Source organism: Aliivibrio wodanis (assembly GCF_052920805.1).
Window position 1 is genome coordinate 2,479,953 of record NZ_JBREXA010000002.1, and the last position, 12,276, is coordinate 2,492,228.

Here is a 12,276-nt window from a genome sequence, read left to right on the forward strand (position 1 = left end):
AAAGTGAACTTAGTTAACAGTAATGAGTCCATAAAGTGTGGATAATTTTCCGCCTTTCACTTGCAGTCTGTTTGTTTTAAGTACATCATTGCAAGGTTAAGTTAAGTAATATCTAGATATAAATGGGGATTTGAATGTCGAAAGAGATGTATTCAATGGCTGCTGTTTCACAAGATAGTATCGATATCTATCTGCGTTCTGTTAATAGTTATCCAATGTTAACGGTGGTAGAAGAGCGTGAATTAGCAGAACGTTTACACTATAAAGAAGAAATAGAGGCAGCGAAAAAGCTGATTCTATCTCATCTTCGCTTCGTCGTACATGTTGCTCGTGGCTATTCTGGTTATGGCTTACCATTAGCGGATCTTATCCAAGAAGGTAATGTCGGTCTAATGAAGGCAGTGAAGCGCTTTAACCCTGAAGTAGGGGTTCGTCTAGTTTCTTTTGCTGTACATTGGATTAAAGCTGAGATCCACGAATACGTATTAAGAAATTGGCGTATTGTGAAAGTGGCTACGACAAAAGCACAGCGTAAACTGTTTTTTAATTTAAGAAAAAATAAAAAGCGTCTTGGTTGGTTTAATAATGGTGAAGTTGAAGCTGTTGCGAAAGATCTTGGTGTTGCACCTTCTGAAGTGAGAGAGATGGAATCTCGTTTGGCAGCACAAGATTCAACATTTGAAGCTCCGACAGAAGATGATGACCGTGATATGGCATTCACAGCACCAGTTTACTACTTAGAAGATAAGCAGTCAGATATTGCGAACTCTTTAGAGGAAGATAACTGGGAAGCATATACGAATAATCGCTTAGCAAATGCGATTGCAACATTGGATGATCGCAGTCAGCATATTGTTCAGTCTCGTTGGCTAACCGATGAGAAGGCGACATTACAAGAGTTAGCGGATACTTATGAAGTATCGGCAGAGCGTATTCGCCAATTAGAAAAAAATGCGATGAAAAAGTTAAAAGATGCTGTTGGTGATGTGTTTTAATTAAATCGAATTCAATAGAAAGGCTGATCTCGAAAGAGGTCAGCCTTTTTTATTTGTTAATTATGGATCGAGAGGTAGTATAGAGTGATATTACTTCTTGTGTATAACTAGTGAGATATCTGTTTAGATCTTAGTTATTTTTTAACGAAGCTAGATAAAATGGACCCTTAGAGCAAAATTTATATCCACACATTAAAAAGGATCTTTACTACATATGGTGGATCGGTTTTTTTAAAAACACTTTATCAACGTAATCCACAAGCTTTTCCACAGGAGCTCAAAAAAAGAACAGTTATATTCTAGGGTATAAATGCTGTGGATAATAACCCTGTGAATAACCTTGCTTTATCCTTACATACTCTGTGTTTTTCTTGTGGTTAATCGAGAGTACAATAAAGAAAAAAGAGAGAGAACTTTAAATGGAACAGTTTCAACATATCTCAGTAGTAGAAGCTAATAATAAGCTACAAAATAAAGATCTTAATGCTGTGATCGTCGATACTCGAGATCTTCAATCATTTTCCCGTGCTCATGTAGAAAATGCTTTTCATTTAACCAATGACACTATTGTTGAGTTAATGAATACAGTAGATTTTGAACAACCTGTATTAGTGATGTGTTATCACGGACATAGTAGTCAAGGCGCTGCCCAATACTTAATTAATCAGGGCTATGATGAAGTTTATAGTGTTGATGGCGGTTTTGAAGGCTGGCATAAAGCAGGGTTGCCTGTGGAGAAGTAATAATCTATGCATAGATTAATCGCATTATCTAACCCAAGAGCAGGGCAGTCATTTATTGATTATATGGCTTCACGCCAAATTGATATTCGAATGATGCCAGAGGGAGAAGGGCTGTTTGCATTATGGGTGGTATCTGATGATACTTATTTACTAGAGGTAGAGTCTGAATTACAAGCTTTTTTAAGTAATCCTAATGATACAAAATATCAGTCAGCATCGTGGGATATGGCTGATACGCGAACGGCTAAGTTTACTTATAATTCCCCTGATCTTATTAAGATGGTTAAAGCGAAAGCTGGTTTTTTCACCTTACTGATCATAGCTGCTTGCATCGTTATTTTTACTTTGCAACAGTTAGGGTGGAATCATTCTATTTTCCAAGTGTTACATTTTCCTGCATTTCAAGGGCAAAGCGTTGAGATATGGCGATGGTTTTCACACGCATTACTTCATTTTTCTGCAATCCATATTATTTTTAATTTATTATGGTGGTGGCAGCTTGGTGGAGATATTGAATTACGCTTGGGAAAAACAAAGCTTGTTCAACTGTTTTTATTCTCGGCACTGTTTTCTGGATTAGCACAGTTCTGGGTAGAAGGTGCTAATTTTGGTGGCCTATCTGGGGTGGTGTATGCACTACTTGGATATTCTTGGTTTATTGGTTGGCTAGCTCCAGAGAAAGGGATTTTTGTATCGAAACCAATTGTTGGCTTTATGTTGGCGTGGCTAGTTCTAGGGTATGCTCAACCTTTTATGGCAATTGCAAATACCGCGCATCTTGCTGGATTGATTACTGGATGTGTGATTGGATTGATGGACAGTAAATTAAAAAAAGCATAGAGATATGGATAAAAAATGAGTAAGCCACTTCGTGTCTTGCTCATTTTTTGTTTACTTAGTAAGAGTAGCTATTACTGATAAATATATTTAGTAAAGAGGAGATCAACCGCTAACGTTTTTCCTGTTTCTGTTAATAGCAGTTCATTGATAGCGGTTAAGCATTCTTTTCTGATTTCTTCTCTACCTGCCAGTGATTTAATACGCTGCTCTGGTTGTTGTCCCATGACTTCTACTAGTGCATTCCTGATTTGTGGGTTGTGTTGCTCTAAATTAGGTAGCTCTTTATTATCAGCGACTAGGATATCAACACGAATTTGAATGTATCCGAGTTTCTTCCCTGCTGTTACAAAGTTAGTTGTTAGATCTGGCGCTAAAGTAAAGTAGCCCATTTGTGGTGCGGCTTCATCTTCTGCGAAAACCGCAGGGGAAAAAACTTGGCTAATAATTAGCAGTAATCCTGCAAATAATGATTTCTTTGTCATTTTCTAATCCATTCGTCAGTCAATTTATTTTATTACTTGTTACAATAGTCGGCAGTTGTGAGAAAAAATTAACCATTATCTCTCAATATAATCGATATATGTGAGAGATGTTATAGAGAATATGTCAGATATCAATTCTTGGTGCGCTTCTGCACTTAAAAAAGTACAGTGGCAAGAAGCCGATACCTTTAAATGTCATAGTGAATGGCAGCAATACTGGTTGCTGGGTTTAGATTCATTATCGCGTCGTTTAGAGCAACATTGCCAATTGTTGTCTGTATCGGTATTAGATAATACACACGTGAATCCAGAAACGTTAACCGAAGTAGAATTAGATCTTCTTGGTGATGAGGTGTGTTTGCGTCGAAAAGTTATTCTAAAGGGAGATCAAAATTCGTGGGTATATGGTAGAACATTGATCCCACTATCATCACTTCAAGATCAACCGCACGATTTGACTCGTCAAGGTCAGGTACCATTAGGTGTTACCGTGTTTAGTGCTCAAAGCGCGCATAGGGATAAGCTTCAAGTTGGAAAGATTGAGACAGAAAAAGGGATGTTATTTGCTCGACGTTCTCGATTATGGATGAATGAAAAGCCTATGTTGGTGGCGGAATTATTTTTACCTAACGCGCCTATTTACTCAAAGGAAATGAACTAATGACCACGTCAAAAGCACAAGCGTTTTGGCAATTAACACGAATGAATCGTCCTATTGGTTCATTATTACTTTTATGGCCAACATTGTGGGCATTATTCTTAGCTGCTGATGGATTACCTGATTGGCATGTATTCATTGTCTTTGTGCTCGGTGTGGTATTCATGCGTTCGGCAGGATGTGTGATTAATGACTTTGCTGATCGTAAAGTCGATGGTCATGTGAAGCGTACCGCTAATCGTCCATTACCTTCTGGATTAATTTCATCAAAAGAAGCATTAACACTGTTTGCTGTTTTAGTGCTGTGTTCATTTTTATTGGTCTTAACGATGAACACGTTAACGATTATGCTTTCGGGGATTGGTATCGTGCTTGCGGTGGCCTATCCTTTCATGAAGCGAGTGACTTACTTGCCTCAGTTTGTTCTTGGCTTAGCATTCAGTTGGGCGATCCCAATGGCGTATGCTGCAGAATCAAATCAAGTACCACCAGAAGCCTGGTTATTGTTTGTGATTAATGCCTTATGGACTATTGCCTATGATACGCAATATGCGATGGTCGATAGGGATGATGACCTTAAGATTGGCATTAAATCGACAGCGATATTGTTTGGCCGGTTTGATAAGCTCATCATAGGCCTATTGCAATTAAGTGTGCTAGCATTATTGATTATTCTTGGTTCTCAATTAGTACTTTCAAGTGTGTATTATTGGGGAGTATTAGCGGCGGCAGGATTTTTTGTTTATCAGCAATGGCTGATTAAAGGCCGTGAAAGAGAGGCGTGCTTCAAAGCGTTTTTAAATAATAACTATGTAGGTGGTTTAGTTTTTGCAGCGATTGGTGCAAGCGTTCTGATTTAAATTATCCTCATTTATTTAAAAGAAAAGCCAGTATGGTACTTTCAAGAAGAAATGCCATACTGGCTTTTTTGTATCTCAAAGAACACTACTTTTCTTTGTTCATAACCGCTTGGATTGTTAACTTAATCTCAGGGCTTAATAACTTAGAGATATCGTGTGCGAACGGTGCGACTTTCTCAAGTACTGCATTGCCCTCACTATCTAGATAGCCTTCTGTTTTTAAACTATTAAACAAGATACCAAAAACGCCTTTGTCAAAAAACTCAGGAGCATTGATACCATGTAGGCGACTTAGGCGTTGGGCCATTATTTGGCTTTGTTCTTCTAACTCGCTCTTATCTAATTCAGGTGACGCTTGCAGGTGCGTCAGAGCAATCGCGTAGCGCTGTAGTGTTTCTGAAATAGTGTGAGCCAATAGATGAAGTTTACGAATATTGGTCGAGTTAAGCTGTAAAACCCCACCTTTTTGTACAATTAACTTCTGACGAATGAGCTCTTCAACATGTTGATTTACCACATCATTTAATTCATTTTCTTCATAATGCAAAAATAACTCAGCTTTGAGAAATGGATAAATTTGTTGAATTTGATGTTGGATATCATCAACAGAAATAGAACGATATTGAACAACTAATTTTGCGATTAATGAGGGCAATGCAAATAGATGGATAATATTATTGCGATAGTAGGTCATTAGGATTGATTGGTTTCTATCTAATGAAACGATCTCGCCTAAAGTATCTTTTTCTATTACAAATTTATCAAGAGCAATAGCATGCTCTAATAATTCATTAGCACTTTCTGCTGGTACGGTTGCAGTATCAGAGTAAGGGATGTTACGTAATAACTGTAAATAACACTCTAGCTGTTCTGTTAAGTCCTCTTTACTTAATGCACGTTGACGAGCGGCAAGTAAAGCGGTTGCACATAAAGTTAATGCATTAGCTGCTGCTGCATCATTGATGTGTGTCATCATCTTATTTGCAATGCCATTAACGACTGGATTCATCCATTCTGGTTTTTGTGGCTCAATTGGATTAATTGACTCAGACCAGTTCGGTGCGTGCTCATTTAAATAATGATTCAAAGAGATCGGTTCGCCAAAGTTTACATAGCCTTGACCAAAGTTACGTAATTTGCGAATAGTGCGTAAAACCTGTCCTGCATTTTCTTTCTCTTTACGCTTTCCTTGTAGTTCTTTAGCGTAAGTGGTTACTTCCATTACGTGTTCATAGCCAATATAAACAGGTACTAGGGTTACTGGACGATTTAGACCGCGCAACATCGCTTGAACTGTCATCGCTAACATTCCGGTTTTTGCTTCCAATAAGCGACCAGTACGTGAACGTCCACCTTCACTGAAATACTCCACAGAATAACCTTTAGCAAATAGCTCTGCTAAATATTCACGAAAAATAGTTGAATAAAGACGATTACCTTTAAAGCTACGGCGAATAAAGAAAGCCCCGCCACGACGGAAGATAGGACCCGCAGGGAAGAAGTTTAAGTTAATACCTGCTGCAATATGTGGTGGCACTAATCCTTCATGATAAAGAACATAAGAAAGTAATAAGTAATCCATGTGGCTACGATGACAAGGAACATAAACAATCTCGTGACCTTCTTGTGCTAACTTACGCACAGTAGCCGCATTGTTGATGTTTAAACCTTGATATAAACGATTCCATAACCATTTAAGTAAGCGGTTACCATTCTTTATGAGTGAGTAAGAAAAGTTAGTCGCGATTTCTTCCATGATCCCCATGGCTTCTTTACGTACTTTTTCTACTTCTACATTGCGTATTTTTGCTTCTTCTAAAATTACTTTTTCTATCGCTTGTGATTTTAACAAACGATTAAATAGCGCTTGGCGGTTAGGTAAATTAGGACCTGATGCTGCTAATTTTTGACGAGAAAAATGAATTTTAGCAACACGAGCTAATTTATGGGCAATTGCTTCATCCGCACCGTGATTGTCTGCCATGTAGCGTAAAGAGACTACTGGGCTAATACGCACTGTTGAGTCACGGCCAGCTTTAATCAGCGTGATGAATTTTTGAGGGGCGTTAAGTGGCATTAAGTGAGGTTTGCTAGTGCCTTCTTTGCCAGGTTTTCTTCCCCATAGAATAGAGGTCGGAATTAATTGAAAATCGACGTCAGGATTATCAGCGTGATGTTTTAAGACCGTTTTAAATAGCTCTAATGACTCTTGTGGTAGGTCATCATCGGTGTCGAATATTTTTGGTCCGATAGAAGTGAATACGTAGCGTGGGTATTCAACGCCATTAATATCTATTGGAGAAAGAGGGTCGGGCAACCCTAATTCTAATGTACTTTTTTGTAATGTCAGTAAATCAACATGTGAGCGAAATGGCAGTGCATAAATAATTGGACGCTCAAGATCGATCTTGAGGTCTTCAATTGGATTCGATGGAATCGAAGTGCTCTTCACCATTACAGATAGTGGTAGTTTTAGCAAAGAGTGATAGATAGTTTGTCCTGTAGACATAATGACAATGACGCCTTAGTTATGTACCGATCAGTCGGTTATATATAGATGCTTACAATTTGTTGGCAAGAATAGCAGAACTGGTCAAACCTTTTAATATAAATGAACATATTATCCCCAATACTACGACTAATATGACAGAAAAGTAGTCTGATTTGCCTTATTTTTAATCAATAGGTCTTTCAAAGCATAGCACAGCTGTATATACTCACAGTTAACTGTATAAACAAACAGGTGAGTTATGAAGCCACTAACGGCAAGACAGCAAGAAGTCTTTGAGCTAATCAAAGCAAAAATTGATGACACTGGAATGCCACCAACACGTGCAGAAATTGCTCGTGAGTTGGGGTTTCGTTCAGCTAATGCAGCAGAAGAGCATTTAAAAGCATTAGCTCGTAAGCAAGTGATCGAGATTATTCCAGGTGCCTCTCGAGGTATTCGTATTCTTTTACAAGAAGCTGAGAATGAAGATCTTTGGCGTACCTTTGATTGGTCAGGTTGCTGCGGGTGAACCAATTCTTGCCCAAGAGCACGTAGAGAGTCATTATCAAGTGGATCCTGGTATGTTTAAGCCACAAGCTGATTTCTTATTGCGCGTGAATGGTGAAAGCATGAAAGATATTGGCATTATGGATGGTGACTTATTAGCTGTTCATAAAACTCAAGACGTTCGTGATGGACAAGTGGTTGTCGCTCGAGTCGATGATGATGTAACCGTTAAGCGTTTAGAGCGTAAAGGGGCGATGGTTTTTCTTCATGCTGAAAATGAAGAATTTGCTCCAATTGAAGTAGATTTAACATCACAGAGCTTAAGTATTGAAGGTCTTGCTGTTGGGGTTATCCGCAGTACAACTTGGATGTAATACTTACGCATAATTAATATTCATGAGGTATTTTTCTTTTGAGTATTATTAAATTGTCATTATCGCTTGTTTTTCTGAAATAGAACTTTACAAGTGGTAATGATAGTTATTATCATCTAATCTCTTTCATAGGAGATGATAATGACACAGCTCGGCCATAAAATTCCTTCTCGCCTATTACAACCTCTTTGGTTGAGAAGTCGTGAAAGTATGATCGACAATGGATTAATTTATGATCCTATTGCAGCTGCTGCATGTCGACATTGTCACCTTTCTTCTGAATGTCTCTCTGGAGATATCGATCAAAAGCAATTACTTCATGCCACGCTTACCGTTCAATGTGACCAACAAGTTTCTCGATTCCTAAAATCTAATCCATCGGGTTGGGTGGTGAATGTGGGGGCAGGGTTAGATACTCGTTTTTATCGTTTGGATAACGGTCGTTGTCATTGGCTTGAACTCGATATTAATGAAAACCTCCTTTGGCGACAAAAGCTATTCCATACTAATGAACGTTATTATCTGCGTTGTGGCTCTGTCACTGAAGAAAGCTGGGTTGAGAGTCTCCCTGTGCCACATGATGTTCCTGTAATGATTGTCTGTGAACATGCTTTATTAGAATGCGAAGAAAGACAGCTTGCTAAGTTTGTTCAGTTATTAGGGTGTCGTTTTCATCATGCAGAAGCGTTATTTGTCGTTGCCGGTGATCGTTGTAATACTATGATAGGCCAAAAGCTTGGTAGTACGGAATATCAACATGGTTTATCTCACCCAAAGCAGTCTTTTACTGGATGGTTACCTTGGATTGAAACTTTATCTGTTACTTCTCCTCTTGAACATGATTGTACCAGATGGAAGCCATGGCAGCGTTGGTTAGCTAAATTCCCATTATTTAAACATAGAGTGACACCGATCTTGATTCATATGAATTGGTGATGTACTTGAACCTCTTAATAGCAGTAGATAAATAGCCTTAAGCAAAGGTTTAGAACAGAAAGAAAGTACGTAATAATATTACCTATTTTTCAATCTCGGTATGAGCTCATGTTACAGGCATTAAAAAACCTTTCTTTACACCGACAGGTATTAGCGCTAGCTATTCCTATGGTGCTTTCAAATATCACTATTCCGTTATTAGGTTTAATTGATGCAGCTGTAATTGGTCACCTTGAACACGCATGGTATTTAGGAGGGGTTGCAGTAGGCGGCACCATGATCAGCGTGACGTTTTGGTTGTTGGGTTTTTTACGTATGGCAACCACGGGCTTATCTGCACAAGCGTATGGTGCTGAAAATAAAATGTTACTGAGCCAAACATTTTCTCAGGGTGTTTTGTTAGCTTTTTGTTTTTCTTTTATTCTTCTTATCTTTCATCAACCTCTTTCTTACGCCATTTTTTCTTTTAGTGACGCAGCGCCTGAAGTTAAATTGTATGCAGAGCAATATTTCTCTATTCGGATATGGAGTGCACCTGCCGCATTGAGTAATTTGGTTATCATGGGCTGGTTACTCGGAACGCAGAATGCTCGTTATCCTATGTGGCTTGTGATCATAACGAACAGCATTAATATTATTCTCGATTTACTCTTTGTTGTTGGGTTTAACTTGAAGGTAGAAGGGGCTGCTCTCGCTTCTGTTATTGCTGATTATTCGGCGTTTATAATTGGTCTTTACTTTGTTATTAAGCAAAGTAAAAAATTGGGTTTACCGCGCTTTATCATGCCAGTTGCCGATCTTCTTTCTGGCTTTAAGCGTTTATTTAAATTGAACCGAGATATTTTCTTACGTTCACTGTGCCTTCAAGCTTGTTTTACTTTTATGACTTTTCAAGGAGCGTCATTAGGGGTAGATATTGTGGCTGCTAATGCCGTGTTGATGAGCTTTTTGATGATGATTTCATATGGTATGGATGGTTTTGCCTATGCAATGGAAGCGATGGTAGGTAAGGCTATTGGAGCAAAGAGTAAATCTCAGTTATCTGATTCTTTAATTGGCACTACTTTTTGGAGCTTCATTACTAGTTTAATACTCAGCTTAGCCTTTGGGCTTGGTGGCTATCAACTAATTTCAATGATTTCCTCTATTGAAGCGGTACAACAAACAGCGCTTATTTATCTTCCTTGGCTTGTTGCTATGCCATTAGTCTCAATGTGGTGCTTCTTATTAGATGGGATTTTTGTGGGGGCGACTAAGGGAGCTGAGATGAGAAACTCTATGTTTATCGCAATGTTGACGTTCTTTACTACGTGGTGGTTAATGCAGGATTATGGCAATCATGCTCTGTGGGCTGCGATGTTATCTTTTATGGCGATGCGTGGAATTGGTCTGGCGATCACTTTCTCTATTCAGTGGAAAAAAGCAATTTTCCTATCATAGGCCAACTACTATGTTTCGTTGATAGTTAAATAAAAAAAGGGGTTAAGTCATGCTTAATCCCTTTTTATTAGTGCGCCGAGCATGGCGTTGTTCTAGGAGGTGAAAGTCCTCTACGGGCTCAGTCGAACGAGAACCGTTAGCCTATGCAAGGGTGTTCACCGTGAGGTGAAATCTGAAGGAAGCAAATGGCAAAACATGGTGGTGACGAACAGAAATCTGATAGTAGGCTGTGACAACTTGGGTAACCTAGCTATAGATAGAATAACCCTATGTTTCGACGAGAAGTGTGTCGCAGTAAATCAGGCATGACCATGGGAAAGAACAGCGTCTTACCTCGGGAGATCTTAGCCTTTGTCTCAAAGAGACTAGAGCGGCAGTGATGTCACTCGACGGAAGTTAAGAAGTCAGCCGACGGCATAGTACTTTAAACCAGTACAGTTTAAAGGAAGGCCTGAACCGAATATATCAAGAAGCAGCCGCTAAACACTCAAATACGTGGAGTAACAGCAACGATGAAATCCATCACTCTGTCCCAGTTGGTAAAACCGCAAGTAGCACTGACGGTGACAAAGCGTAACAAACGTATCTGGCGTAGAAAGAAAGGCGAGTCTTGGTGAATACCTCTCAACTACTAGAGCGCATTAGCGCTCCAACTAATTTGAACGCAGCATTACGCCGAGTGAAGAGTAATAAAGGGTGTGCGGGAGTTGATAGACTCAACATCGAAGCGACCATTGATAAACTGAAACAAGGTAATAGTGGACAACAACTGCGTCAATCCTTATTAGAAGGTAGTTATCAACCTCAACCAGTCTTGGGTGTTGAGATCCCGAAAGCTAAAGGTGGTGTAAGACAGTTGGGAATACCAACGGTTCTAGATCGAATAGTCCAACAGGCTATCACGATAGTGTTAACCGAAGTTTATGATCCAAAATTCTCAAAGAGTAGTTTTGGTTTTAGGCCAATGCGTAGCGCTCACAATGCCTTAGCGACAGCGAGTCAATACATCAGAGAAGGAAGAGGATACGTTGTAGATATAGATTTAGAAAAGTATTTCGATACCGTTAATCACGATAGACTGATGCATCGTTTAGCACAAGACATTGAAGATAAACGAGTCTTGAAGTTAATTAGGTCATATTTACAAAGTGGACTGATGCGAAATGGGATAATAGAGCGCAGACAAAGAGGAACTCCACAAGGTGGTCCTCTGTCACCTTTGTTATCCAATATAGTATTAGATGAGCTAGATAAAGAGTTAGAACGTAGAGGGCATAAGTTCTGTCGATATGCAGACGATTGTCAAATCTACGTGAGTAGTCAGGAAGCGGCGGAACGAGTCAAAGACTCGATCACAGTATTCTTAGAGCATAAGCTGAAACTCAAGGTCAACCGAGAGAAAAGTGCGGCGACAAGAATAACGGAGCGCAGTTATCTAAGTCACAGTTTTAGTTATTCAGGTCAGATCCGTCTATCAAAAGAGGCGAAAGCAAGAATGAAAAAGCGGGTCAGAGAGATAACAAAACGAAATCGAGGAAGAGAGTTAAAGGCAATAATAAAAGAATTAACTCAATACCTTAGAGGATGGCAATACTACTTTAAACTGGCTTTAAAACCGAGTGTAATGGGAACTCTAGACAGTTGGATAAGACGCCGACTTCGGAGCTACCGCCTGAAACAGAGAAAGCGAAGATACAGCATAGCGATGTGGTTACGCCAAGAAGGTGTAAGCGAGCGAAATGCTTGGAAATTAGCGATGTCAGATAAAGGTTGGTGGAGACTCTCAAGAACACCTCAAGTGAATCATGCTCTTCCAAACGTAAAACTGAGAGAGATGGGATTATACTCATTACTTGATGGGTATAAGGTACTAAAAATGTATTCGGAACCGCCGTATGCGACCCACGCTTGTACGGTGGTGTGAGAGGACGGAGGCCGCGAGGCCTCCTC

10 protein-coding genes and 1 pseudogene are annotated in these 12,276 nt (G+C 39.4%); 9 read left to right on the plus strand and 2 right to left on the minus strand.

Going from position 1 to position 12,276, the window contains the following annotated elements:
* Positions 1-134: 134 nt before the first annotated feature.
* From rpoH to glpG, 3 genes are all read left to right on the plus strand, one after another.
* Complete coding sequence (rpoH, locus tag ACU5DF_RS19450; protein WP_045103135.1) at positions 135-995, plus strand: RNA polymerase sigma factor RpoH; 861 nt, start codon at positions 135-137, stop codon at positions 993-995.
* Between the two features lie 419 nt (positions 996-1,414).
* A complete protein-coding gene (glpE, locus tag ACU5DF_RS19455; protein ID WP_045103134.1) occupies positions 1,415-1,738 on the plus strand; it encodes a thiosulfate sulfurtransferase GlpE in 324 nt (107 codons plus the stop codon).
* A gap of 6 nt (positions 1,739-1,744) precedes the next feature.
* Entirely contained in the window at positions 1,745-2,578 is an 834-nt protein-coding gene (glpG, locus tag ACU5DF_RS19460; RefSeq protein ID WP_446713916.1) for a rhomboid family intramembrane serine protease GlpG, read from the plus strand.
* A 71-nt stretch (positions 2,579-2,649) separates the two neighbouring features.
* Here the strand turns inward: glpG and ACU5DF_RS19465 are convergent, their stop codons facing one another.
* Positions 2,650-3,060, minus strand: coding sequence for a flagellar basal body-associated protein FliL (locus ACU5DF_RS19465; RefSeq protein WP_045103132.1), 411 nt, complete (start codon positions 3,058-3,060; stop codon positions 2,650-2,652).
* 121 nt (positions 3,061-3,181) lie between these two features.
* Here ACU5DF_RS19465 and ACU5DF_RS19470 point away from each other — a divergent pair, with 121 nt between their 5' ends.
* A complete protein-coding gene (locus ACU5DF_RS19470; protein ID WP_045103131.1) occupies positions 3,182-3,721 on the plus strand; it encodes a chorismate lyase in 540 nt (179 codons plus the stop codon).
* Positions 3,721-4,578: a 4-hydroxybenzoate octaprenyltransferase gene (ubiA, locus tag ACU5DF_RS19475; protein WP_446713917.1), complete on the plus strand. Its 858-nt coding sequence runs from the start codon at positions 3,721-3,723 to the stop codon at positions 4,576-4,578. The genes ACU5DF_RS19470 and ubiA overlap by 1 nt, the downstream gene beginning before the upstream one ends.
* 85 nt (positions 4,579-4,663) lie before the next feature.
* Here ubiA and plsB read toward each other — a convergent pair whose 3' ends face one another.
* Positions 4,664-7,087, minus strand: a complete 2,424-nt coding sequence (gene plsB / locus ACU5DF_RS19480) for a glycerol-3-phosphate 1-O-acyltransferase PlsB (RefSeq protein ID WP_446713918.1) — start codon at positions 7,085-7,087, stop codon at positions 4,664-4,666.
* Between the two features lie 241 nt (positions 7,088-7,328).
* Between plsB and lexA the strand changes: the two are divergent.
* The 4 genes and pseudogenes from lexA to ltrA all read left to right on the plus strand — a co-directional run bounded on the left by lexA (position 7,329) and on the right by ltrA (position 12,250).
* Positions 7,329-7,950: pseudogene (gene lexA / locus ACU5DF_RS19485) on the plus strand (transcriptional repressor LexA).
* A gap of 141 nt (positions 7,951-8,091) precedes the next feature.
* Positions 8,092-8,886, plus strand: coding sequence for a class I SAM-dependent methyltransferase (locus ACU5DF_RS19490; protein ID WP_446713919.1), 795 nt, complete (start codon positions 8,092-8,094; stop codon positions 8,884-8,886).
* A gap of 108 nt (positions 8,887-8,994) precedes the next feature.
* Positions 8,995-10,326, plus strand: coding sequence for an MATE family efflux transporter DinF (gene dinF, locus ACU5DF_RS19495; RefSeq protein WP_446713920.1), 1,332 nt, complete (start codon positions 8,995-8,997; stop codon positions 10,324-10,326).
* 613 nt (positions 10,327-10,939) lie between these two features.
* Positions 10,940-12,250: a group II intron reverse transcriptase/maturase gene (gene ltrA, locus ACU5DF_RS19500; protein ID WP_446713678.1), complete on the plus strand. Its 1,311-nt coding sequence runs from the start codon at positions 10,940-10,942 to the stop codon at positions 12,248-12,250.
* Positions 12,251-12,276: the final 26 nt, after the last annotated feature.

Bases quoted from the DNA above. Each gene is read 5' to 3' on its own strand.
- rpoH (WP_045103135.1), top strand. From the start codon at position 135: ATGTCGAAAGAGATGTATTCAATGGCTGCTGTTTCACAAGATAGTATC.
- glpE (WP_045103134.1), top strand. From the start codon at position 1,415: ATGGAACAGTTTCAACATATCTCAGTAGTAGAAGCTAATAATAAGCTA.
- glpG (WP_446713916.1), top strand. From the start codon at position 1,745: ATGCATAGATTAATCGCATTATCTAACCCAAGAGCAGGGCAGTCATTT.
- ACU5DF_RS19465 (WP_045103132.1), bottom strand. From the start codon at position 3,060: ATGACAAAGAAATCATTATTTGCAGGATTACTGCTAATTATTAGCCAA.
- ACU5DF_RS19470 (WP_045103131.1), top strand. From the start codon at position 3,182: ATGTCAGATATCAATTCTTGGTGCGCTTCTGCACTTAAAAAAGTACAG.
- ubiA (WP_446713917.1), top strand. From the start codon at position 3,721: ATGACCACGTCAAAAGCACAAGCGTTTTGGCAATTAACACGAATGAAT.
- plsB (WP_446713918.1), bottom strand. From the start codon at position 7,087: ATGTCTACAGGACAAACTATCTATCACTCTTTGCTAAAACTACCACTA.
- ACU5DF_RS19490 (WP_446713919.1), top strand. From the start codon at position 8,092: ATGACACAGCTCGGCCATAAAATTCCTTCTCGCCTATTACAACCTCTT.
- dinF (WP_446713920.1), top strand. From the start codon at position 8,995: ATGTTACAGGCATTAAAAAACCTTTCTTTACACCGACAGGTATTAGCG.